Source organism: Streptomyces sp. Ncost-T10-10d (genome assembly GCF_900091955.1).
In the GTDB taxonomy this organism is placed as follows: Bacteria; Actinomycetota; Actinomycetes; order Streptomycetales; family Streptomycetaceae; genus Streptomyces.
The window spans coordinates 15,487-39,047 of record NZ_FMDF01000130.1; the positions used below are offsets into that span (position 1 = coordinate 15,487).

General features: G+C 70.4%; 22 protein-coding genes. 13 read left to right on the plus strand and 9 right to left on the minus strand.

From position 1 onward, the window contains the following. The first annotated feature begins 153 nt into the window (after positions 1-153). Positions 154-2,466 (plus strand): Tox-REase-5 domain-containing protein, encoded by a 2,313-nt coding sequence (locus GA0115254_RS20705; protein WP_256102708.1) that lies wholly within the window; start codon positions 154-156, stop codon positions 2,464-2,466. A 51-nt stretch (positions 2,467-2,517) separates the two neighbouring features. Further along, entirely contained in the window at positions 2,518-3,246 is a 729-nt protein-coding gene (locus GA0115254_RS20710; protein WP_093896773.1) for an Imm52 family immunity protein, read from the plus strand. A gap of 27 nt (positions 3,247-3,273) precedes the next feature. Here GA0115254_RS20710 and GA0115254_RS20715 read toward each other — a convergent pair whose 3' ends face one another. The 5 genes from GA0115254_RS20715 to GA0115254_RS20735 form a co-directional block, all read right to left on the minus strand. Beyond that, positions 3,274-3,723: a DUF3592 domain-containing protein gene (locus tag GA0115254_RS20715; protein WP_093896774.1), complete on the minus strand. Its 450-nt coding sequence runs from the start codon at positions 3,721-3,723 to the stop codon at positions 3,274-3,276. A 20-nt stretch (positions 3,724-3,743) separates the two neighbouring features. Next, entirely contained in the window at positions 3,744-4,328 is a 585-nt protein-coding gene (locus GA0115254_RS20720) for a hypothetical protein (protein ID WP_370740911.1), read from the minus strand. A gap of 75 nt (positions 4,329-4,403) precedes the next feature. Further along, the gene (locus GA0115254_RS20725; RefSeq protein ID WP_093896775.1) at positions 4,404-6,401 is read right to left on the minus strand and encodes a hypothetical protein; all 1,998 of its coding nucleotides are present in this window, start codon (positions 6,399-6,401) and stop codon (positions 4,404-4,406) included. Positions 6,402-6,598: 197 nt separating this feature from the next. Beyond that, entirely contained in the window at positions 6,599-8,029 is a 1,431-nt protein-coding gene (locus GA0115254_RS20730; RefSeq protein WP_093896776.1) for an APC family permease, read from the minus strand. Beyond that, a complete protein-coding gene (locus GA0115254_RS20735) occupies positions 8,026-9,174 on the minus strand; it encodes a Zn-dependent alcohol dehydrogenase (RefSeq protein WP_093896777.1) in 1,149 nt (382 codons plus the stop codon). The genes GA0115254_RS20730 and GA0115254_RS20735 overlap by 4 nt, the downstream gene beginning before the upstream one ends. Before the next feature lie 222 nt (positions 9,175-9,396). Here GA0115254_RS20735 and GA0115254_RS20740 point away from each other — a divergent pair, with 222 nt between their 5' ends. From GA0115254_RS20740 to GA0115254_RS20750, 3 genes are all read left to right on the plus strand, one after another. Continuing rightward, positions 9,397-9,981, plus strand: coding sequence for a helix-turn-helix domain-containing protein (locus GA0115254_RS20740; RefSeq protein ID WP_229845691.1), 585 nt, complete (start codon positions 9,397-9,399; stop codon positions 9,979-9,981). 61 nt (positions 9,982-10,042) lie between these two features. Then, complete coding sequence (locus tag GA0115254_RS20745) at positions 10,043-11,278, plus strand: hypothetical protein (protein ID WP_256102709.1); 1,236 nt, start codon at positions 10,043-10,045, stop codon at positions 11,276-11,278. Beyond that, positions 11,248-11,496, plus strand: a complete 249-nt coding sequence (locus GA0115254_RS20750) for a hypothetical protein (RefSeq protein WP_093896778.1) — start codon at positions 11,248-11,250, stop codon at positions 11,494-11,496. Before GA0115254_RS20745 ends, GA0115254_RS20750 begins: the two co-directional genes overlap by 31 nt. A gap of 234 nt (positions 11,497-11,730) precedes the next feature. Here the strand turns inward: GA0115254_RS20750 and GA0115254_RS20755 are convergent, their stop codons facing one another. Then, positions 11,731-12,114 carry a DUF192 domain-containing protein gene (locus GA0115254_RS20755; protein ID WP_093896779.1) on the minus strand — a complete coding sequence of 128 codons (384 nt, stop codon included), beginning with the start codon at positions 12,112-12,114 and terminating at the stop codon, positions 11,731-11,733. A gap of 104 nt (positions 12,115-12,218) precedes the next feature. Between GA0115254_RS20755 and GA0115254_RS20760 the strand changes: the two genes are divergently transcribed. From GA0115254_RS20760 to GA0115254_RS20770, 3 genes are all read left to right on the plus strand, one after another. Then, positions 12,219-13,028 carry a prepilin peptidase gene (locus GA0115254_RS20760; RefSeq protein ID WP_370740912.1) on the plus strand — a complete coding sequence of 270 codons (810 nt, stop codon included), beginning with the start codon at positions 12,219-12,221 and terminating at the stop codon, positions 13,026-13,028. A 68-nt stretch (positions 13,029-13,096) separates the two neighbouring features. Continuing rightward, entirely contained in the window at positions 13,097-13,900 is an 804-nt protein-coding gene (locus tag GA0115254_RS20765) for a class I SAM-dependent methyltransferase (protein ID WP_093896780.1), read from the plus strand. Positions 13,901-13,967: 67 nt separating this feature from the next. After that, a complete protein-coding gene (locus GA0115254_RS20770) occupies positions 13,968-14,420 on the plus strand; it encodes a hypothetical protein (protein ID WP_093896781.1) in 453 nt (150 codons plus the stop codon). A 99-nt stretch (positions 14,421-14,519) separates the two neighbouring features. Here GA0115254_RS20770 and GA0115254_RS20775 read toward each other — a convergent pair whose 3' ends face one another. Next, positions 14,520-15,671, minus strand: coding sequence for a winged helix DNA-binding domain-containing protein (locus tag GA0115254_RS20775; protein WP_093896782.1), 1,152 nt, complete (start codon positions 15,669-15,671; stop codon positions 14,520-14,522). A gap of 51 nt (positions 15,672-15,722) precedes the next feature. Between GA0115254_RS20775 and GA0115254_RS20780 the strand changes: the two genes are divergently transcribed. After that, positions 15,723-16,250 (plus strand): hypothetical protein, encoded by a 528-nt coding sequence (locus GA0115254_RS20780; protein ID WP_093896783.1) that lies wholly within the window; start codon positions 15,723-15,725, stop codon positions 16,248-16,250. Between the two features lie 240 nt (positions 16,251-16,490). Here GA0115254_RS20780 and mgrA read toward each other — a convergent pair whose 3' ends face one another. After that, complete coding sequence (mgrA, locus tag GA0115254_RS20785; protein ID WP_093896784.1) at positions 16,491-17,531, minus strand: L-glyceraldehyde 3-phosphate reductase; 1,041 nt, start codon at positions 17,529-17,531, stop codon at positions 16,491-16,493. A gap of 200 nt (positions 17,532-17,731) precedes the next feature. On the opposite strand from mgrA, the gene GA0115254_RS20790 reads away from it, so the two are divergent. The 4 genes from GA0115254_RS20790 to GA0115254_RS20805 all read left to right on the plus strand — a co-directional run bounded on the left by GA0115254_RS20790 (position 17,732) and on the right by GA0115254_RS20805 (position 22,934). Beyond that, complete coding sequence (locus GA0115254_RS20790; protein ID WP_093896888.1) at positions 17,732-18,493, plus strand: isoprenyl transferase; 762 nt, start codon at positions 17,732-17,734, stop codon at positions 18,491-18,493. A 481-nt stretch (positions 18,494-18,974) separates the two neighbouring features. Continuing rightward, positions 18,975-20,297, plus strand: a complete 1,323-nt coding sequence (locus tag GA0115254_RS20795; protein ID WP_093896785.1) for a PhoH family protein — start codon at positions 18,975-18,977, stop codon at positions 20,295-20,297. Positions 20,298-20,687: 390 nt separating this feature from the next. After that, positions 20,688-21,395: an aggregation-promoting factor C-terminal-like domain-containing protein gene (locus GA0115254_RS20800; protein WP_093896786.1), complete on the plus strand. Its 708-nt coding sequence runs from the start codon at positions 20,688-20,690 to the stop codon at positions 21,393-21,395. Between the two features lie 135 nt (positions 21,396-21,530). Continuing rightward, a complete protein-coding gene (locus GA0115254_RS20805; RefSeq protein WP_093896787.1) occupies positions 21,531-22,934 on the plus strand; it encodes an AI-2E family transporter in 1,404 nt (467 codons plus the stop codon). A gap of 69 nt (positions 22,935-23,003) precedes the next feature. Here the strand turns inward: GA0115254_RS20805 and GA0115254_RS20810 are convergent, their stop codons facing one another. Then, positions 23,004-23,549, minus strand: coding sequence for an alkyl hydroperoxide reductase (locus GA0115254_RS20810; RefSeq protein ID WP_093896788.1), 546 nt, complete (start codon positions 23,547-23,549; stop codon positions 23,004-23,006). Positions 23,550-23,561: the final 12 nt, after the last annotated feature.

Below are 23,561 nucleotides of genomic sequence, written 5' to 3' on the forward strand. Positions count from 1 at the left end.
GCATTGGGTCCTGAGGCCCATGCCCGAAGGGTGCCGATGTGGTCGGATGCGTGGAGTGGCTGAACTGTGGCTGCACACCGGCAAGCTGGGGGACTCGTCGTGTCTGGCATAGGCGGATTTGCGGTTTCGGGCGGCGCCGGTGGGGGTGCTGCCGTGGCTCAGCAGGGCAGGCAGCCGTTGCCGCGCCCGTTGCAGGCGGTGCTGATCCTCGTCCGGGTCCTCTTCGCGGCCGCGGTCCTGGGCGGCGCCGGTGTGCTGACGGTGGCGTCGGCGGTCAATGAGGTCGACGGCCAGCTGTTCGGTCTGCTGCTGTACGCGGCGCTGCCGAGCGTAACCGCATTCGTGCTCTCGCTGTATCTGCGGACCGGCGGCATCTGGATCTGGCGCGGGCTCCTGGCCGTACACGTCTGGCTCACCCTCGGTGCGCTGGCGACCCTCGGCGGGGACGGCGGCGGGCGAGGCGTGACGCAGCTGGTGATACCCGTCGCCGTTGTCATCATGCTGTTCCGGCCGAGCTCCCGCGAATGGTTCGAGCTTCCCCCCGAACAGCGTGTGCCGCACCGGCCGTTCAGTATCGCGCGGATGATCAGATGGCGCCGCGACGACGGCGGTCAGACCGCGATGGAATACCTGGGCATGGTCCTGGTGGTCGTGGCCCTCATCGGCGGACTCATCGCCACGGGGATCGGCGCCCAGCTGACCGGTGAGATGCGGAACGCGATCTGCCAGCTGACCGGGAGCGCGTGCCCCGCGCCCGGGGGCGATGTGGTGGCCGGGGACGGGAAGAACTCCGGGGGCACGGAGTCCGGGGGAGCCGGCTCGGACGCGGGTGGCGCGGCCGCGGCCGGGGGTACGGACTCGGGCGGATCCGTCGTCGGCGGCGGTACGGACTCCGGCGGGTCCGGGGCAGGTGGTTCCGACGCTGCCGGTGGTTCCGACGCGGCAGGTGGATCCAACGCGGCCGGTGGTTCCAACGCAGTCGGCGGCTCCGGTTCCGGCAGCTCCGGTGGAGGAGACACCGCCACCCAGGTCGACGACGGCGGCGACGACGTGGACACCTCCGGGGAACCGGACGGCGGCGACGATGTGGACGACAGCGGCAACGGCGGCGACGAGAAGCCCGGCGAGAGCTGCACCTCCGGCGTCGGCGCGTTCTTCTCCTGTGCCGCACACCAGACCGGTGGCTTCTTCAAGGGCCTGGTCGGCGACGGCCTGTGGGGTGACATCACCGGCACGATCGACACGGTCATCCACCCCATCAAGGCCTGGAACGGCCTGAAGGACTACGGCAAGAGCCTCGGCGACAAGTGGAGCCAGGACTCCAAGGGCGCCGGCGACAAGTGGTCCAAGGGCGACTACCTCGGTGCGGTCTGGGACTGGACCAAGGCGTCCGGCGGCACCGGCATCAAGGTCCTCGACGACGTGTTCATCGGCGACGACGTCCGGGACATGTGGAAGAACGGCAACGAGGGCCAGGCGATCGGCACCGGTCTCTGGAACATCGGCTCGCTGTTCATCCCCGGCTACGGCGAGGGCAAGCTCGTCGGCAAACTCGGAAAGCTGGGCAAGCTCGGGAAACTCGGCAAGCTGGGCGAGTTCGCGGAGAAGGCCTCGGAGGCCGCTTCCAAGGCGAAGAAGGCCGCCAAGGCGGGCGACGTCACGGCCGCGGAGAAGGCCGCGAAGGAAGCGCAGCAGCACGCCGACGACGCCGCCGAGCAGGCGGGCCTCAAGGGCTGCACCGTCGGGATGGGCGGTCGCGTACGGATCCCGTACGGCAGCGGCGCGGGCATCGGACTGCCCGGTTCCGGCACCGGCCTCCTGGCCGCGCCGCCCGCCTCCGTGCCCGTCGGGTTCCTCACCGGCAAGTGCGACGAGGTCGACCCGGAGAAGAAGGCCGCCGCCGACGAGGCCCAGAAGCTGGCCGACGAGGCGAAGAAGGCCGCGGACGCGGCCAAGCGCCGCAAGGCCCTGCAGGACGCCCAGAACCAGCCGAAGCCGGCCTGGTACAAGGACCTCAAGGACCCGCCGGCCGGGGCCAAGGACGGCGGTTCGGGCAACTGGCAGGAGATCAAGCCCGGCGTCTGGAACTACCCGACCGAGATGGGTGCCCGCTACCAGGAGCAGATCTCCAAGGTGGGCCGCGGCAAGGAGTACCGGGTACCGCTGGACAAACTCACCGGCAAGCCGGTCGACTTCGACGGCTGGGACGCCTCGCGGGGCACCTACCTGGAGGCGAAGTACGGGTACAAGGGCAAGGACTTCTACAACGCCGAGACCGGGACGCTCACCTCGAAGGTCGCCGACCGGTGGGCGGACCAGGCCCGCCGGCAGGTCGACGCGGCACGCGGCAAGCCGGTCGAGTGGCACCTGTCCGACCCGGACGTCGCCGAGGCGGCGCGCGAGATGTTCGAGGAGAAGGGCATCCCGGTTAAGGTGATCCACACCCCGGGGGATGTGACCGGCTGAACACCGGACGGGGTGTGGAACCGCAGACCGGAGCCCTAGGGAGAACGTGTCGTGCTGTACGTCGTCGTCAACGGTTTCTGGGGCCTGCGCGGGGAATCGGTGCCGGGCATCGCCGAGCGCTGGGCCGGCACGCTCAGCGCGCTCAAGGACATCGACGGCCCGACGTTCGACGTATGGCACGAGGCCGGTGACGACCTCCCGTCCGATCCCGTGCTGGAGCCCTCGGTCCCCGCGCTGACGGAGTACATCGAGCGGAAGAACACGGGCCCCGACCTCGACGTCGTGGGCTACACGACGTCGCTGTGGGCGCACAACCCCGCAGCGGCGCGGGTGTCCGTGGCCCTTCACGCGGGCAGTACCTCGCACTACGCGCTGAACTCCGTCTCGCTCGCCTTCCGGTCGCGCGAGGTGGACGAAACCGCGGAGGTGATCCGGCGTGCCCCGGAGATCCTGCGCCTCCTCGCGGAGAACTGGGAGATCGACGCCGGGCAGGTCTACAGCAAGCCCCAGTACCGGGCGGTGGCCGAGCGCTTCGACCTGGCGAACAGCGACCCCCGCTGCGGCCGTGCGGTCTTTCTCTCCGCCGGCCGTGCGGCCCTCGCCCCCGAGGGGCTGCCCGGCACGTACGTCCGCACCACACACGGTGGACTGGTCATCGACCTCACCCGTGGCGGTACGGAGTCCCCGGCCATCGAGACGATCATCGAGGCGAACACACGACTGCGGGCCGCTGGGGCGCTGGAAAAGCTCCCGATGCCGTTCGACCGGGCCACGTTCTGACCCCTGCGCGCCCGTGAGCGGCGTGTCTCAGAGCCACCCACGCATCGCCGCGAACCCGACCAGCAGCCCCACGGCGAACAACCCCAGCACGACCGCGAACACCGCGGGCATCACCACCGGCCCCCACGCCCGCGGGCCCGCCACCGTGGCGTGCTTCGACGGGGCCGCCGGGTCGTAGCTGACCCGGACCGGCGCCCCGACCTCGAAGCCGAAGGGGCCCGGGGCGTGGTCGGTGAACTCGATGTCGCGGCCGTCCCTGGTGCGGAACGCGAAGACGTACTCGGTGGCGTAACTTCGGTCCATGCCCGGACCCCGGTCGATGGTCCGGCGGTCCGCGCACCGGCCCTCGGCGTGTTCGCCGTGCCGCACCAGCCGCAGCACCCGATGCAGACGCAGTGCCGAGCGGACGGCGAACGCGCCGAGGAACAGGCCGAACAGAAGCAGGAACGTGGCCGTGCCGCCGGGCAGGATCTGCATGAACGTGCGCCCCTGATCCGCTACTTGACCGTGATCGAATCGACGAACGCGTCGAGGTCCTGCCGGCTCAGCGAGCCCTTCACCGCGTTGATCCGGACCGCGAACGGCACATGCTTCGAATCGACGCCCGCCACCACGACGCCCGTCATCTCGGTGCCCGGAGCCGGGGTCCGGTCCTTGCCGCTGGACGTGAACTCGTAGTCGATCCTGCGCGCCTCGCGGGCGCTCTCCGCGCCCGCGAGCCGCACGTCCGAGGTGTTCTTGCGGGTCGCCCCGAGACCGATACCGGCACCCGCCGCAGCCGCCGCCTCACCGGCGTCGTCCACGCCCGTGGCGAAGTCGAGCTGCACGGAGACCATGCCGCTGCGCAGCCCGCCCTCCTCCTTGACCGCGACGGCGGCGTTGGCCTTGGCGCGTTCGGCCGCGGACTGTTCCTTGTAGCCCTTCTTCTCGGGGTAGCCGACGGAGAGGCTCTTGGTGTCGAGCTTGCCCCAGCCCTCCGGGAGCGCGGCGGCGTCGCCGCCGCAGCCGGTGAGCAGGGTGAGGCCGATGGCGGCGGCAGCAGCTGCGCCGATTGCCCGGGACATCTTCATCGTCGTCGTCATCGCCTATCGCCTCTTCGTCGTGCGTGGTCGGTGCTGTGCCGTAGCGGTACCGTGCCGCAGCCGGTACCGCCTTGGCTACTTGGCGCAGTAGCTGTACGGAAGGTACGAGCGCTTGTCGCCCTGCGGAGCCCCGAGGAACTGCGCGTCCGTCAGTGTCTCCTTCTTGTGCTCGTCCGAGATGGAGAATCCGAGACTCATGCCGAGCGACACCTCGAAGCCGAACTCCTGGGCATCCGTCTCACCGTGGTACTTCATGCTGCTCGACAGCCCGTCCTGGAACATCAGCTGGTCGAACGGGTCGGTTCCGGTGGGCTTCTGCTGCATGGAGTGGTCGCCGAACATGTACTCGAACGGGGCGGTGTTGTTGCCGGAGCCGTTCAGCCACTGCTCGGCGACGGCCCGCTTGTCCTCGGTGGCCTGGTCCGTGTCCTTGCCGAAGACGATCGAGTTGGTCAGGACCTCGATGCCGGTCTCGCTGGAGGAGTCGGTGCCGCTGACCTTGCCGCCGCGCTTGTCGCCGTCCTTCTTGCCGTTGTCGCCGCTGATGTCGCCCTTGTCGGACTTCGCGCCGCCCTCGAGGGTCTGGGTCATGTCGATGCGGACGATCTTGCCGGTCTTCTGGTCGCGGGTGACGGTGATCGCGCCGGTCCGGCTGTCCTTCGCCGCGGCCGTGCCGCCGAGCGGACCGGCCGAACCGCCGACCTTGCCCTCCAGTTCGAGCTTGGCGGTGTACGTGTACGACTCGTTGCCGTTGACGTCGTCCTTGGTGATGGTCACCTCGGGGGAGAACTTGGCCTTGCCGCCGAGCTTGGCGCCGAGCTTGGTCTCGTCGCCCGCGCTGATGGAGAGGCCGCCGTCCGCGTACACGTTGAGGCCGATGGTCGAGTAGGAGATCTTCTTGTCGCCGATCTTCTTCTCGACGTCCTTCTTCTTGTCGGCCCACTTCATGCCGGAGTACCAGCCGCCGCCGTAACCACCGCTGTACTTGGTGGAGGTCTCCCACATCTTCATTTCCTCGATGTCGTCCCGCATCTTCTTGGCTTCTTCCTCGCTCTTGAAGACCCAGGTGTCACCGTTGGTGATCTTGATGCCGCCGCCGACGTCCACATCGGCCTTGCCCAGTTTGCCGAGCTTGATGCCGGGGGTGCTGGCGGTGGCGCCCGCCGAGGCCGCGTCGGTGAACGTCATGTAGACCAGCTTGTCGTTCTCGTCGACCTTGCCGTCACCGTTCACGTCCGTCTTGGCCTGGCTGACCTTCTGCTGGAAGCCGTACTCGTTGCCCCACTCGAACCAGCCGATCTTGACCTTGTCGCCGACGGTGTCGGAGATGCTGGAGACCTGGCACATCTTGGGCTCGTAGTCGGCGTCCGTCTTCGGCTTCGCGGTGGTTTCGCCGCCGCCGGTGGAGCAGCCGGCACCCCCGCCGCCCATCGAATTGATCGCACAGCGGATGCGTTCGCCGATCTGCCCGCCGACACCCGCCATGGCCATCGCGCCGATCATCGTGACGACGAGGACGATCACCCCGAGGTACTCCATGGCGGTGGCTCCGCCGTCCCGCCAGGAGTACGGCTGGTACGGCGCGGGCGACTGCTCCTCGCGGTCGTCCAGCAGCCGGTCGACGGCCAGCCCCAGAGCCGAACCGGTCACCAGCGAGACGACCGGCATCAACGCGCCCTCGAAGCCCATGAGATGCCAGGACACGGCGAATCCGTAGGCGAGCGCGGCCAGCGGGACACCCAGGGAGGCCAGCAGTGTCAGCAGGCGGGACTCGCGCTGCTCGTCGGGCAGGACGCGGGCCGAGGCCAGGACCGTGAGCACGGTCGTGATGACGTTCGGTACGTGCAGCAGGGCGAGGCGCCAGCCGAAGGACGTGAGCCGTTCGTCGGTGGCGAGCATCTCGACGAGCCCGCGCGACACCAGATATCCGGCGGCGATGTAGACCAGGGCGCCGGCGGCCCAACTACGGGTCAGCGCAAAGAACACGCCACTGCTCGTGCCGGAACCACCACCCCCGCTCCCCGGCGGTATGTGGCCCGCGCTTCCGCTTTCCCAGCCCCCGCCACCAGTCACGGTTCTTCCTCTCCGACGCCCACTTGTCATGCCTGTGCCCGCAGTTCTGCATGCGGGTGTGGGCGTGAGCGTACGGGTGTACGGGTCGGGTGACCTGGGCCCTTGGCCCCAAAGTCGGGCCCAACGACGGACGGTGCCCGGCCCCGCCCGCGTGGGTGCGCAGGAGAGGCCGGGCATCGGGGGAGAAGCGGCGAGGGTCAGTCCAGGTCGTCCGCGAACGTTCCCGCTCGTTCGGCGACTTCCGGCCTCCGGACCCGCAGCACGGCGAAGCCGACGACACCGACGACCAGCGCGCCCACGAACACGTACGGCAGCACGTTCAGCGGCCAGGCCGGGACGGGCCACAGGTTGCGGTAGAAGACGTAGATCATCGCGGCTGCGCCGATCAGTCCCAGGCCCCAGGTGACGATCAGGCCACGGGCCCCGATCCGGCGCACGAACAACGGCGCGGCCAGACACACCAGGGTGTAACTGAGCATGTAGCCGAAGACGCCGATGGTGTCGATGTACGACGTCGCGTCCAGCGGCTCGGTCCCGGCGCCGACCACGAGCACCGCGGGGAGGGCGACGAACGGGGCGACGGCCCAGATCGCCACGGAAGGGGTCCGGTGACGGGGGTGCGCGACACCGAGCCGGGCCGGCATCACCCCCTCCTTCGCCATCCCGAACAGCAGGCGGGCGGCGACGGTGATGCAGGCCATCACCACGGCCACGAACGAGGCCGCGAAGCCCGCGTGCAGGAAGAACTTCAGGAAGCCGAGGCCCGACAGCTCCGCCAGCTCGTCCATCGGGTCGGAGCTCTTCGCCAGGGCGTCCGCCCCGCCGAACCCGGCGACCTGTGCGTACGTCGCGAACATGTAGAGCACCCCGGCCAGCACCGCGCTGCCCATCACCGAGCGGGGAATCGCCCGGTACGGGTCGGTGGCCTCGGCCCCGAGCGATGCGGCGCCCTCGAAACCGACGAAGCCGAGCACACCCAGCACCACGGCGAAGACGACACCGTCGAGGGTCGATCCGCTGAGGCTCAGCTGGTCGGTGTCGATGATGTTCCCGCTCTTGAAGAAGGCGGGGACCAGCACGACGACGATGAGGACGATCGACACGACCTCCAGTACGGAGGCGACGCGTGCCGCCGTCCGCACACTCGCGATCGTCAGCCGGATCGCGACGGCGGCCAGCAGCACATCGAGCAGGATCTGGCCGGGGATCCCGGTGAAGAGCCCGATGCCGATCTGGTCGAGGGCGCGTGCCGTGTAGTAACCGGCGCCCGCGAGCGAACCCGAGCCGATGCACACCGCGCCGATGAGCAGGGCCCAGCCGGTCACGAAGGAGCCGGGCGCCCCGAGCGAGAGCCGGGAGAAGGCGTACAGCGAACCGACCCCGGCGCGCCTGCGGGCGAAGACGCAGATGCAGTACGCGATGGCGAGGACGGCGGCCATGGCCAGGAAGAACGAGAACCAGGCGCCGTTGCCCGCGGACGCCGCCATGCTGGCGGGGGCGAACGCGATGACGGCGCTGGGCGCGACATTCGCGACGCTCTGCGCACCGACCTCGAACGTGGAGACGGAGCGGTGGGCCAGCCCGTCGGCAGGCTTTCCGGGCGCGGCCTGCTTTCCGGCGGTGCTCATGTCCGGTCCTCCATCATCAGCAGCTGACGCAGGGCGTGCCCGGCGGCGAGGTCGGCCAGCGCGTCGCCCGCCTCGTCCAGCGGGCGCCGTGCCGAGATCATCGATTCCACGTCGAGTTCACCCGACACCACGAGGTCCACCAGATCCGGGATGTCGCGGGCGGCGTCGACCGAGCCGTAGTTGGAGCCGAGAATGCGCTGGTCGGCCTCGGCGAGCGCGAGCGGGTCGAAGCGCGCGGTGCGGCCGGTCGGCGGCAGGCCGACGATGACGGCGGCGCCACCCTGGCCGAGCGCCGCGATGGACTGCTCGGTGGTCTCGATCTTGCCGATGGCGTCGAACACGTAGTCGAGGCCCTCGGGGACCAGGGCCCGCAGCGCCTCGACGACATCGCCGTCACGCGCGTCGACCGCGTCCGTCGCTCCGAGCCGGCGGGCCAGCTCCAGCTTCTCGGGGACGACGTCGACGGCGACGATGCGGCCGGCCTTCGCCAGTCGGGCGCCCTGCACGCAGGACAGGCCCACGCCCCCGCAGCCGATGACTGCGACGGTGGCCCCGGCCTCGACGCCCGCGGTGTTGCGGACCGCGCCGACACCGGTGGCGATGGCGCAGCCGACCAGGGCGATCACATCGAGGGGTGCGTCCTTGCGCACCTTGACCGCGCCGGAGGCGGGGACCACGACGCGCTCGGCGAACGAGGAGACGCCCAGGTAGTGGTGGGCCCGCTCGCCGTCGACCGAGAGCCGGCTGGTGCCGTCGTACAGCACCCCGCCGGGCGCCACGACCTCGGCGACCAGGCTGCACGCGGCCGGGCGCCCGGAGACACAGAAGCGGCAGGTGCCGCAGGACGGGACCCAGGACAGGACGACATGGTCGCCGGGTTCGAGACCGGTGACGCCCTCGCCGAGCGCGGTGACCACGCCCGAGCCCTCGTGTCCCAGCACGACCGGGGTGGGGTGGTCCCACTCGCCGCGGATGACATGCAGGTCGGAGTGGCAGACACCGGCCGCCGCGACGGCGACCTCGACCTCTCCGGGGCCGGGCGGGGCCAGGGTGACGTCGGTGACGGTCACTTCCTGCCCCGGGGAGCGGAAGACGACGCCGCGCACGGTGCGTGCGGTGCTCGCTCGGTAGGACGGGGAGCTCATCGGCTTACTCCTCGGGTGGTGCGGGACGGGCAGGGAGGGGGAGGGGGGCGGCACGGCAGCTCACCAGGAGGCGTTGTCCGGTGCCTCACCCGGCGCCTTGTTTAGCGCCATTAAACTTTCGTCAATGTTTTACAGCACTAAACTCGATGGGTAAAGACCCTTGTGACCTGCATTTCTCCCCGGCCACTCCCCGTGACTTCCCCTACAGGTAGCGTGTCCGCCATGCCCGAAGCCCCTGACAGCCACATGTCCACGATCGGCCCGCGGCTGCGCGAGCTCCGCCTGGCACAGGGACTGACGCTCGCTCAAGTCGCCGAATCCGCAGGCGTGACCAAGGGTTTCGTCAGCCTCGCCGAGCGCGGCAAGACCTCGGTCTCCGTCCCGACCCTGATCCGTATCTGCGAGGCACTGGGCACCGGCATCGCCGCACTCTTCGACTACCCGGACCAGGACGTCGTGAAGGGCGGCCTGGGCGCCAAGCTGGAGATGGGCGGGCACGGCATCGAGGAGTTCCTGCTCACGCCCGCCGAGGAACGGCACGTCCAGGTCATGCGGACGATCCTGCGGCCCGGCGGCGGCTCGGGCGGCGCGTACAGCCTGGAGGCCGAGACCGTCTTCGCCTACCTGGTCCGCGGCACGCTGCGCCTCAGCGTGGACGGCGAGCCCAGGTTCCTGGAGGCCGGTGACTCGACGACCTTCTCGGCCCGCGCCGCACACGCCTGGGACAACCCGGGCGAGGACGAGGCCGAGGTCCTCTGGTCGATCGCCCCCGCCCTGCCGCTCTCCCGGACCAAGCTCCGCCCGTAGCCGGGCGCCGCTGCCCGGCCCGTGGCGGGTGGGGCCACCCGCTGCGGAGATAATCGGCAGCATGCCCGACGACGATCCGGCCGCCCAGGCCACCGCCCCCGCACAGCAGCTCGTGCGGCAGCGCGGCCGCCGAGCGCAGCCGCAACCGCCGCATCCCCCCGTCCGTGGTCGCCTCGTCGCGGCCCTCGCGGCTGCGGCACCGGCCCTCGGGGCGTACGCGGCCGTGCGTCTGGTCGGTCTCGTCGTCCTCGCCGCCGCCGCGTCCCACGCCGACAAGAGCGCCTTCCACCTCCTCGGCGAGCGCTGGGACTCCGTCTGGTACCAGCGGATCGCCGAGAACGGCTACGGCTGGACCGTCACCCTCCCGAACGGCGGCATCCACTCCGACCTGGCCTTCTTCCCCCTGCTGCCCGCTCTGGAACGCGGCATCGCCGAGCTGACCCCGCTCTCCCTCGCCGCCGCCGGACTGCTGGTCGCCTGGGTCGCCGCGCTCTTCGCGGCCTGGGGGATCCACGCCGTCGGGGCGCATCTCTACGGGCGTCGGGCAGGGGTGGTGCTGGCGGCGCTGTGGGGCGTGTACCCGACGGCGTTCGTCCAGTCGATGGCGTACACCGAGACACTGTTCACCGCGTTCGCCGCCTGGGCGCTCTACGCCGTACTGACCAGGCGCTGGATCGTGGCGGGCGCCCTGTGCGTACTCGCCGGGCTGACCAGGCCCTCCGCCGCTGCGCTCATCGCCGCCCTCGCGATCACCGCAGCGGTCACGCTCGTGCGGGAGTACCGGGCCGGCCGGACGGACGGCATCGTCCGCCGCAACGCACGGATGCTGACCGGTACCGCACTCGCACCGCTGGGCTGGCTCGCGTACGTGGTGTTCGTCGCCGTACGGGAGGGCAGCCCCTTCGCGTACTTCGACGTCCAGGCGCAGTGGGGCAACAGCATCGACGGCGGCGTGGCGCTCGCCTCGTTCATCCTCGGGCTGCCACTGCCCGGCGCGCTCGGGCTGTGCGCGGCGCTGGTGGGTCTGGGATGGGTGGTGTTCCTGTGCGTACGGCAGCGCCAGCCGCTCCCCGTGCTCGCCTACTGCATCGCCGTCGTCGTCATCGCACTGATCGGCTCCGGGTACTTCGGGTCCAGGCCGCGGCTGATGATGCCCGCGTTCCCGCTGCTCCTCCCGCCCGCCGTCGCGCTGCTGCGGCTGCGCACCACGGCCCGTACGGTGACGGTCGTCGCCGTGCTCGCGGTGGCTTCGGCGGCCTACGGGGCGTGGACGCTGCTCGGCTCCGGCCCGCCCTGAGCGCGAGCCCGGTCGGGGCCGGGGCAGGTCCAGGGGGAGTCCCGGTCAACTCGCCCTCCGCGGCTGCGCTCATCGCCGCCCAGGGCTATCCGATGGCCTGCCACGTCCGCGGCGACGTCATCTTCGACGCCGTACCCGTCGAGCGCCACGACCGTTTCCAGGAGGAGGTCGCCGTCCCGGCCACCTCCCTCGGCGGCCGCCCCACCTGGACGGCGTGAACGAGGTGTCGTAGGGGTGAGAGCGGCCCGGCTGCCCGGTACGCGAGGGCAGCCCGGCCGCCCACGCCTCAGAGCCTGTCGGGTGACCTCTGATCGGGCGGCCACGCCCTGGCACGCACGCTTCCCGCGTTACCGAAATGCCCTAGTAGCTCCGCTACGAGGGCATCCCGCCGCCTTGGAATCGCACGCACCAGACCGCGTCCGCTATCCGATCGAAGGTCATCCGACAGGCTCTCAGCCCCGGCCCTCCTGCGTCTGGACGATCCGCACCCGCGCCCCCGGCCGCAGTCCCCACTTCTCCATCGCCCCGGCCTCCGACTCGATCACATGACGGGCCCGCAGCCGCGGCATCCCGAGCCGGCCCGGCTTCATCGTGTGCACGGCGACCACGTTGAACTTCCGGTCCAGGTACGCCACATCGATGGTGAACCGCATCCGGAAGGTGTGCACACTCCCGCACGGGGTGATCAGCAGGGCGCCGTCGATCCCGTCCTGCCCGAGCAGCCCGCGGCTCCTGGTCCGGTACGTGGCGGCGATCCGCAGCGGTATCTCCGGCTCCTGCCCTCCCTGTGGATCGGTGACCGTCAACGTCCCATTCCCATTGCGCCATTGAGCCATGGCCAAGACGGTAGCGTCCGGTGACGGCCGCTGGGTCCACAACGGTGCGCAGTGGGCCCCAGGACCCATGACCCCGTGCCCGGCACCCGCCTAGGGTCTGCTCCGTGTACGCCATGCTGACAGTGCTCGCCGCACTCTGGGGCGCAGCGGCCGGACTGCTGGTCCCGCGCGCCGCCTACCGGTTCTCCGTCGAACCGGAGGACGCCTGGCGGGACACCTGCCCCGCGGGCCACGCCCTGACCGGTGCCGCCCGCGGCTGGCTCGGCTCCACCCGGTGCGCCATGTGCGCGGCGGCGGTGCCGGTCCCCACCGCTCCGGGCGCCGAGCCGGGAGACCCGGGCGGCGGGGAAGACACGGCGCAGCCCGCGGCGCGCTACGCCCCCGGTGTCCTCGTTCCCGTCGTCACCGCGCTCGCCTGCGCCGTGCTCGCAGCGGCCACCGGACTCCGGCCCGAGCTCGCCGTCTGGCTGCTGCTCGCCCCCGTCGGGGTACTCCTCGCGACCATCGACCGCCGCGTCCACCGCCTGCCCGACCGGCTGACCCTGCCCGCCGCGGGGGCGGTCGTCGCACTTCTGGGCGTTGCGGTGCTGCTCCCGGAGCACGGCGGATCCTGGCTGTCCGCCCTGCTCGGCGGTGCGGCCCTCGGCGCCTTCTACTTCCTGCTCTTCCTCATCAACCCGAACGGAATGGGCTTCGGAGACGTCAAGCTCGCCCTGTCGCTGGGCGTGGCCCTCGGCTGGTACGGCTGGGGCGTGGTGTTCGCCGGGGGCTTCGCCGGGTTCCTGCTCGGTGCGGTGTACGGGTTCGGGCTGATGGTCCTGAAGCGGGCCGGGCGCAAGACCGGCATCCCGTTCGGACCTTTCATGATCACGGGCGCGCTGCTGGGCATACTGCTCGGCGGACTGGCCGCCTGACCGCTGCTCGTCCCCGGCCCGCCGTATTGAGGTCGCGCGGGCCACCGCCCGGCTGACACCATTTCCGTATGCCCGGAACACCCGCAGAAGCAGCAGAACACGCACGGTTCGACGCCCTCGTCGCGGAGGCCGCCGCCGTCTCCGTCGACGGCTGGGATTTCTCCTGGCTCGACGGCCGGGCCACCGAACAGCGTCCCTCCTGGGGCTACGCCCGCGCCATGGCGGACCGGATGGGACGGGCCAGGGCCGCGCTCGACATCCAGACCGGCGGCGGCGAGGTCCTCGCCTCCGTGCCGAAGCTGCCGCCGCTCACCGTCGCCACCGAGTCCTGGCCGCCGAACATCGCCCGCGCCACCGCACTCCTGCACCCGCTCGGCGCGGCCGTGGTCGCCGATGCGGACGAGCCGCCGCTGCCGTTCGGCGACAACGCCTTCGACCTGGTGGTCAGCCGGCATCCGGTGACCACCTGGTGGGCGGAGATCGCGCGGGTGCTGACCCCCGGGGGTACGTACTTCTCGCAGCAGGTCGGCCCGGCCAGCGTCTTCGAACTCGTCGAGCACTTCCTCGGCCCGCAGCCGCCCGAGGTGCGCGGTGCCCGCGACCCGGAGAAGGCACGGGCCGGAGCCGAGGCGGCCGGACTCGAAGTCGTCGATCTGCGGATGGAGACGCTGCGGACCGAATTCTTCGACATCGGCGCCGTCGTCTACTTCCTGCGGAAAGTGATCTGGATGGTGCCTGGCTTCACCGTCGAGGAGTACCGGCCGAAACTGGCCGCGCTGCACCACCGGATCGAGACCGAGGGGTCGTTCGTGGCCCACACCACCCGATTCCTGATCGAGGCCCGCAAGACCGAGGCCGGCAAACCGGAGTAGGCCGTGCCCCCTGCTTTCGCCCGGAGGATGCGACCCTGGGCGGTGAGCGCATGGGAGGGAACCGGCCATGAGGGTGGGGAACGAAGGGGAAGCACCGCGTGCGCAGGGGAAGGCCGACTGGCTCAGAGGTGCACGGATCGTCGGAGTGCTCGGCGTCTTCTACCGGCCGGAGGGGCGGATGGGGGAGCCGGAAGCCGTCGAATTCCTGCTGGCCGACGGCCAGTCGGTGCTCCTGACCTGTGCCTCCGACCGGACCCTGCAGGTCGGCCCCGGTGCCTGGCCGAGGCTGCCCGACTGGTGCGTACCATCGGGACAGTGGGAGTTCGCCGCCGTGTGGAACCTGCCGCAGCCGCCCGACGGCGGCTGGACCGTCACCCGCACCGAGGAGCGCAGGGACGAGAAGGGCGAGGTGCGCGAGGCCGTCATCCGGTGCGAGGGCGGACGCTTCGTGGTCATCGGCGGTGACACCGTGTCGATCCGCTTCACCCGCGGCCATCGGGGCGCACCGGCGAGGGGCTGATTCGCTGCTTTCCGGCCCGTCCGGTGACTGAGGACGAAACGGCGACCGCACGGGCCCGGTGAACCAACGCTGTCGCAGCACCGGCCGCGCCGGCAGGCGCTACGCGTGCGGCCCCACCGTCACCTTCCCGACCGTCAGTTCCGGCTTTCCCTCGAGCACTTCGCCGACCCGCGCCACCTGCTCCTCCAGCCCCCGCAGCTGCCCGGCCGTGAGCGGTGACAGCGGCTCCACCGTCACCGTGATCCGCCGGCCCGACCGGCGTTGGTGCCACACCCCCGCCACGGTCCCGTCGATCAGCAGCACCGGGAAGTTCCCCGCCTGACCACCCGCCAGCGCACGGGTGTACGCCGCACCGGGGAAGAGCTTCCTGCGCGGCTGGGAGGCGATGAGATACGCGTCGAAGTAGGGGAGCAGCCGCACCCCGCGCACCGGCTCCACCGGAAACGCGGTGTCGCCCGCCACCAGCCAGGCCGGCTCCCCCTCGTACGCCACCTCCTCGATCTCCCCGCGCGCGGCCATCCCCGCGAACAGCTCCGCCGCCCAACGCTGCGGCGCCGCGAGCCACTTCGCGAAGTGCTGGGGCGTGGCCGGACCGTACGCGTACAGATAGCGGTGCACGAGACGGGCGAGCGCCTCCGGTCCGTCGAGCGGGACGGCGTCCGGGCGGGTGTAGGTGACCTTGCGCCCGCGATCGGGCGCGAAGCACAGCGCGCCGCGGTGACCCGCAAGGTGCATCACCTGCCGCCAGCGCGGCCACATGTCCTGGAACGCGGGCATCACCCGGTCCCCGGCCCATGCCCCGGCACGTTCCACCACCGCATCCGAGAGCTCGTCGACGGTCAGCTCGGCCCCGGTCAGCGCGTCCGCGATCGCGGCGAGCACGGCCTCGGTCTGCTCCGGTGTCATCCGGACATCACCGGAGGACGGATTGCGTCCGGCCGGTACGGCGGACAACGCGCCGGTCCACATGGGCAGTTCGGCCATCGGCAGCAGATGGACGGTGCCGCGCGGCCCGTGCGTCTTGACCAGGGTGCGCTCGGTCCACAGCGCCTCGCGCACATCGGTACGGGTCGCGTCCGCCGTCCGCAGCCCGATGGAGAGCTCGGCGGCCGACAGCACCTGCGCGTGCGCGGCCGGCAGCGCGCCGACCACATCGGCCGGGGTGAGGTGCACCGGAGCGGCGAGCCCCTGGCGTTCCATCCGGCGTGCGTTCGCCCCGGTCCAGGTCACGGTCGCGGTTCGTGTCGTCATGATGCAGAAACTAGCGGCCCATCAGGTCAGGTCCTGTCCCATACTCGGCCCATGACCTCTGCGAGACGTACAGCCCGGGCTCTCGCCACCGCGTCGGTGCTCCTCCTGGCGCCCGCCCTCGCCGGCTGCGGCACGGAGCGGGCCGGGGACGCCGGACCCGCTGCGGGGTACAGCCCTCCGGCGGTGGGCGCCTCCCCCTACGTCGAACCGGACGCCGGCGACGGCGCGCCGCACTACCGGGAGAACCACGCCTTCCAGTCCACCGCCGAGCTGTCCCCGGCCGACCGGGCCAAGGGCGATGCCGAAGTGAAAAGGGTCGAGGCGGGCCTGGCCGGCATCGCGGAGGGCCGCAGGACCACCGAGGCCCAGCTCCATGAGGCACTCGCAGGTCTGGGATACGGCCCCGAGACCATCTCCACCGGCACCTTCGGCCCTCACCGCAACACGTTCGTCATCGACCTCGGCGCGATCTGTGTGGAGGGGGCCCTGGACGGCGTGGTCAACGGGCTCGTCAAGGCCGAGGCGCACGGCCGCTACCTCGAAGGAACCGGCTGCGTAAAGCCGGCCGGCGGCCACTGAGACCCCACCGGATGCCGTGTTCGCACCGGAGTCCGGCGGATTCGGAGAGTAATTATGGAGTGGCGTGGCACGCAGCATCACTTACGAAGGGTTATGGTGGAAACCCCCCTCGGGCCGGTCCGTACTCCCCCCCCACGGACCGGCCCGTTTTTTGTGGGCCCGCTGTGCGGACCGCGTGGCGGCCGTGCGCCGGCTACGTACCGGCCCCGCGAAGACCGCCCCCGCGAAGACCGCCCCCGGTCAGCTCCGTCCGGCCCAGATGTTGGTGCCCGCGGTGTCCACGGCGAAGGCGTCGATCTCCTTCAGCTCCTCGGCGGACAGCGGCGCACCGGCAAGCGCCGCGACGTTCTCCTCCAGCTGCTTCACGCTCGAAGCGCCGATCAGCGCCGACGTCATACGGCTGTCCCGCAGCACCCAGTCGAGTGCCAGCTGGGCGAGTGACTGCCCGCGCCGCCGGGCGATGTCGTTCAGCCCGTTCAGCCGGCGCAGCACCTCGGCGGAGAGCAGGCCCGGGTCCAGGGACTTGCCCTGGGTGGCACGCGAGCCCTCCGGGATGCCCGTCAGGTACTTGTTCGTGAGCAGGCCCTGGGCGAGCGGCACGAAGGAGATGCAGCCCATGCCGGCCGTCTCCAGGGTGTCGAGCAGCCCGTCGTCCTCGATCCAGCGGTTGATCATCGAATAGGACGGCTGGTGGATCAGCGCCGGTACACCCATCTCCTTGAGCAGCCGGGCCGCCTCGGCGGTCTGCTCCGCGTTGTACGAGGACACACCCACGTACAGCGCCTTGCCCTGCTGCACGGCGGAGGCCAGCGCCCCCATCGTCTCCTCCAGCGGAGTGTCCGGGTCGAAGCGGTGGGAGTAGAAGATGTCGACGTAGTCGAGCCCCATCCGCTTCAGCGAGGCGTCGAGCGAGGACAGCAGGTACTTGCGGGAGCCCCACTCGCCGTACGGGCCGGGGTGCATGTCGTAGCCGGCCTTGGTGGAGATGATCAGCTCGTCCCGGTACGGGGCGAAGTCCTGCCGGAACATCTTGCCGAAATTGAGCTCGGCGGAGCCGGGCGGCGGCCCGTAGTTGTTGGCCAGATCGAAGTGGGTCACCCCGAGATCGAAGGCGCGGCGCAGGATCGCCCGCTGGGAGTCCAGCGTGCGGTCGTCGCCGAAGTTGTGCCAGAGGCCGAGGGAGATGGCCGGGAGCTTGAGACCGCTGCGGCCGGTGCGGCGGTATTCCATGGAGTCGTAGCGCGAACCGGCGGCCCGGTAGAAGAGAGGAGAATCAGTCACGTTTCTCTCCTTATCACGGACTTGTGACAGGCCGGGTTGGGCCGGTGCGCCGCCTGCGCAGTAATGTGGCGGCTTCGGGGACTGCCACGGCACGGCGCGGCGATGGACTCTGCGGAGTAGTGCGGCGATCCCCAGGGGGACGACCCCGGACCCCGGGCAATGGGGCGGGCGGGCCCGCACGGAACCGAGAGGTGAACTCAGTGAACTTGCGCGACCTGGTGTACGGGCTCTACGCGCGCCGGGTGGAGGCCCGCCTCGACCACACCCAGGTGCCCAAGCACATCGGCGTCATCCTCGACGGCAACCGGCGCTGGGCGAAGGCGTCCGGCGGCACGGCCGCGCAGGGGCACCAGGCCGGTGCGGACAAGATCCAGGAGCTGCTCGGCTGGTGCAGCGAGACCGATGTGGAAGTCGTCACACTCTGGCTGCTCTCCACGGACAACTTCGACCGGCCCGAATCCGAGCTGACGCCGCTCCTCGGCATCATCGAGAACACCGTGCGCGACCTCGCGGCGGACGGGCGCTGGCGGGTCCACCACGTCGGCACGCTCGATCTGCTGCCCGCCCACACCCAGACCGTGCTCAAGGAGGCCGAGCAGGCCACGGCCGACATCGACGGGATACTGGTCAATGTCGCCGTCGGCTACGGCGGGCGCCAGGAGATCGCGGACGCGGTCCGCTCGCTGCTGCTGGACCACTCCGCCAAGGGGACGTCCTTCGAGGACCTGGCGGAGATCGTCTCCACCGACCTGATCTCCGAGCACCTCTACACCCGGGGCCAGCCCGACCCGGACCTGGTGATCCGCACCAGTGGCGAGCAGCGGCTGTCCGGTTTCATGCTCTGGCAGAGCGCGCACTCCGAGTACTACTTCTGCGAGGTCTTCTGGCCGGCCTTCCGCCGCGTCGACTTCCTGCGAGCGCTGCGCGACTACGCGGCCCGCCACCGCCGCTACGGCGGCTGACACCGTCTGTTCACGGGGGCTCGCGTCCCCCGGAGAGAGCAACGTCCCCGGCGGCACCGCTCAACCCCGTCCGCGATCGCCGGACGGGGGTGAGCGGTGCCGCGTACCGTTTCGCCTTCCGGCCCGTCCGGCGTCTGCGGACGGAGCCATTCGGGTGGTGTGCCCGAACCCACAGGCCCGGGCCACTGCTCCCGTCTCACCGCCCGCTCCAGGACGGCATGGCTTCGCGTGTTCGAGGGAATACCCCTGACAGGTCGATGTCCGGTCACCAACCAGGCGGACGTCGTGTCCAAGTGAGCGGCATGGAGTCCGCTCGCCCGGGAGGCCTCTTGCACACGAAGGACCGTACATACAGTGCGGCCGACGCGGAGGGCCGGCGCTCGGCCCGTGCATCGGGGCCGCAGCCCGGTCCGTCCTCTCCCATTGGGATGCTCCGCGACGCCGTCGCACCCCAACCTCGTCCGAGGGGGTACGTCCTTCCGTGGTGACCAGCACAAAGCGCCGCATGTCCGACAGGCGCACCTATGTTCTCGACACCAGCGTCCTGCTGGCCGATCCGAACGCCATGGCCCGGTTCGACGAGCACGAAGTCGTGCTCCCGATCGTCGTGGTCACGGAACTGGAGGCCAAACGGCACCACCCGGAGCTGGGGTACTTCGCCCGGCAGGCCCTGCGCCTGCTGGACGACTTCCGGACCCGGTACGGCCGGCTGGATGCCCCGATCCCGCTCGGGGATCTGGGCGGGACGCTGCGCGTCGAACTCAACCATTCCGACCCCGGCGTACTGCCTGCCGGCTACCGGTTGGGGGACAACGACTCACGGATCCTCGCGGTCGCGCGCAACCTCCAGGCCGAGGGGTACGACGTCACGGTCGTCTCCAAGGACCTGCCGCTGCGTATCAAGGCGTCCTCGGTCGGCCTCCTCGCCGAGGAGTACCGCGCCGAACTCGCCATCACCGACTCCGGCTGGACGGGAATGTCGGAACTGCCCCTCGCCGCCGAGCAGGTGGATCTGCTCTACGGGGAGGAGACGCTGTACGTACCCGAAGCCGCCGAACTGCCCGTGCACACCGGACTGGTCCTCCAGTCCGAGCGCGGCAAGGCGCTCGGCCGGGTCACCGCCGAGGGAAATGTGCGCCTGGTGCGCGGCGACCGGGAGGTCTTCGGCATCCACGGCCGCAGCGCCGAGCAGCGCATCGCGCTCGATCTGCTCCTCGACCAGGACGTCGGCATCGTGTCGCTGGGCGGCAGGGCCGGCACCGGCAAGTCGGCGCTGGCGCTCTGTGCGGGTCTCGAAGCCGTCCTGGAGCGCAGGCAGCACCAGAAGGTGATGGTCTTCCGCCCGCTGTACGCGGTCGGCGGGCAGGAACTGGGCTATCTCCCCGGCACCGAGGCCGAGAAGATGAGCCCCTGGGCGCAGGCCGTCTTCGACACGCTCTCGGCGGTCGCCGGACGCGAGGTGATCGAGGAGGTGCTGGGGCGCGGCATGCTGGAGATCCTGCCGCTCACCCACATCCGGGGCCGCTCGCTCCACGACGCCTTCGTGATCGTCGACGAGGCGCAGTCCCTCGAACGGAACGTCCTGCTGACCGTGTTGTCCCGGATCGGGGCTAATTCCCGCGTGGTGCTCACCCATGACGTGGCCCAGCGGGACAACCTCAGGGTCGGCCGGTACGACGGAGTCGTCGCCGTGGTCGAGAAACTGAAGGGCCATCCGCTCTTCGCGCATGTCACGCTCAGCCGCTCCGAGCGCTCGCAGATCGCCGCGCTGGTGACCGAAATGCTGGAGGAAGGCCAGATCTGATACGGGATACGACAGTTGGTGCCGCCCGGCGAGCGAAGCAGCTTAGCCGGGCGGCATCGTGTTGCGGCGGCATTTCCGGAAAACACTTGCTCCGAACGGGGTGTGAGCTTTCACACGCAACGGAGAATTGCCTACCGGCGTGCCGTTCCGGCAGAGTCTTGCTTCCGTCAGGCCCCGCATACGGCACACCCGCACCTCCAGAGGTGCCACGCACCGCACAACTCAACAATCGCCGTCCGTATGCCGCCCGCGAGCACCACGCGGCACTCCCTCAGGGGAGTTGCCCACCGGGCCCGTGCCTCCCGTGACCCAAGCAGTAGGGAGGCCAGTGCCAGGGGCACGATTGCGTCCGCGAGGTCACCTAAGCGGGCGCTGCTGGAAGGACACCGTGTGAGCCGGATCTCGGTCCGGGGGTTCGCCGTGGCGTCAGCCACCGCGGTCACCACCGTCGGCGCCGTCGTAGGCGTTGCCTCGGGCAGCACTCCCGCTGCTGACGACAACAACTTCGAGGCGACCGCAGCCGACGCGACGCTTCTCGCCGACATCCCTGCGGGCCAGCAGGCCCAGGTGCAGACCGCCTCGCTGACGCAGCAGGCCGACGCCCAGGCATCCGCGGCCGACGCGGCGGCGAAGAAGTCCGTGGAGGAAGCGGCCCGTATCCAGGCTGCCAAGGACGCCAAGTCGAAGAAGCAGGCGGCCGAGGCCAAGCTGGAGAAGGAGCGCCAGGACAAGAAGGACGCGGCCGAGCGCGCCAGCCGTTCCGAGATCCGCAGCGCCTCCTCGTTCGCGCAGCAGGGCTCGTACACCGTGGCCGAAATCAAGGCGATCGCGCGGCAGATCGTTCCCGCCGACCAGTTCCAGTGCTTCAGCAACATCGTGAACGTCGAGTCGAGCTGGAACTACCGGGCGAGCAACCCGTCCTCCGGTGCGTACGGCCTCGTCCAGGCGCTGCCGGGCTCGAAGATGTCGAGTGCCGGAGCCGACTGGCAGACCAACCCGGCCACGCAGATCAAGTGGGGCCTCAGCTACATGAACGGCGCCAAGTACGGCAGCCCGTGCGGTGCCTGGTCCTTCTGGCAGGCCAATCACTGGTACTAGAACCTTCCGAGGTTCCGGTCTCAACCTCTCGAAGCCCCTCGCCGTCCTACGGTGAGGGGCTTCGCGCGTGTACGGTCGTTCCGGCCGGTTCGGCGGGGGAGCGGTGGGGAGAGAAAACGGGGGAAAGGGACGATCATGTCGAAGCTTCCGGGGTGGCTCGGCCGTCTGGGCGCCGAACTCACCGAACTGGGCGAGCGGCTGGAACAGCGCAGGGCCGAGGCAGAGGAGGGCGAGGTCGCGCCGATCGAGCTGCCGGAGACCGCCGCCGTACCCTCTGCCGTGCCTGCCGGAGCCGTACCGGCCGAGGCGGGCCGGCGTGGCGCCGAGGCCGACCGTGTGCCGCCGCCTCCCGCGTACGCCCCCTCCGTGGCGGCCCGGCCCGATCCGGTCGCGGCGATCCCCTGGGGCATGCGCGTCGCAGCCGAGGCGTCCTGGCGGCTGCTCGTCCTGGCGGGCACGCTCTATGTGCTGATGCGGGTCATCAGCGCCGTACAGCTGGTGGTTCTGGCCTTCGTCGCCGCGCTGCTCGTCACCGCGATGCTGCAGCCGACCGTCGCCCGGCTGAGGCGGTACGGTCTGCCGCGCGGACTGGCCACCGCGGTCACGGCGATCCTGGGCTTCGTCATCATGGGTCTGGTCGGCTGGTTCGTGGTCTGGCAGGTCATGGACAACCTCGACACCCTCTCCGACAAGGTGCGGGCGGGTATCGAGGAGTTGAAGCACTGGCTGCTCGACAGCCCCTTCCATGTCACCGAACAGCAGATCAACGACGTCGCGAAGAACCTCAGCGACACCATCGGCACCAACACCGAACAGATCACCTCAGCCGGGCTGCAGGGCGTCACCGTGATGGCGGAGGTCCTCACCGGGATACTGCTGGCGATGTTCTCGACGCTCTTCCTGCTGTACGACGGGAAGCGCATCTGGCACTGGGTCCTGAAGCTGGTGCCCGCGCAGGCCCGGCCGGGTGTCGCGGGTGCCGGGCCGCGTGCCTGGCGGACCCTGACCGCCTATGTGCGCGGCACGGTCATAGTGGCGCTGATCGACGCGATCTTCATCGGCCTCGGGATCTGGTTCCTCAAGGTGCCGATGGCGGTGCCGCTCGCCGTCTTCATCTTTCTCTTCGCCTTCATCCCGCTGGTCGGTGCGGTGATCTCCGGAGCGCTCGCGGTGGTCGTCGCGCTGGTCACCGAGGGCGTGTTCACCGCGCTCATGGTGCTGCTCGTGGTGCTCGCCGTGCAGCAGATCGAGGGCCATGTGCTGCAGCCGTTCATCCTGGGACGCGCGGTGCGGGTGCATCCGCTCGCCGTCGTCCTCTCGGTCGCCGCGGGCGGCATGATCGCCGGCATCGGCGGAGCGGTCGTCGCGGTGCCGCTGGTCGCGGTCACCAATACGGTGGTCGGCTATCTGCGGTCGTACGGGCAGGAGGAAGCCCTGCGGCACGCGCCGCCCCCGCGTGGGGCGACCGCGATCGACGTCGCCCCGACACCCGCACCGGGATCGCCGCCCGAGGACAGCGGCGGCAGGAAGACCGAGTGAACAGAAGAAGGGCCCCGGGGACGGTCGGTCGTCCTCGGGGCCCTTCTCGTACAAGGGGTACTGCTGGTCCTACTCGGCGAGCACGGCCTCGGCATCGAGGGTCACGCCGACCGCCTGGATCACCGAGGCAATCTTGACGGCTTCCTGAATGGTCTCACGGTCCACGCCGGCCTTGCGCAGCACCTGCTCGTGGGAGTCCAGGCACTGGCCGCAGCCGTTGATCGCGGAGACGGCGAGCGACCACAGTTCGAAGTCGATCTTCTCCACGCCGGGCTTGCCGATGACGTTCATCCGCAGGCCCGCACGGAGCGTCCCGTACTCGGGGTCCGACAGCAGGTGCCGGGTCCGGTAGAAGACGTTGTTCATCGCCATGATGGCGGCGGCCGACTTCGCGGCGGTGTACGCCTCCGCGGAGAGGTTGGCCTTCGCCTCCGGCTCCAGCTCGCGCAGCACCTTCGGCGAGCGCGAGGCGATCGCGCAGGCGAGGACGGTGCCCCAGAGCTGCTGCTGCGTAAGAAGCCCGGTGTCGTCGGCGTGTCCGATGACCGAACCGAGGTTCAGCTTCAGGTCCTTGGCGAAGTCCGGAACGGCGGCCTTCAGTTCGTCGAGTGCCATGTCGCTGTCAGC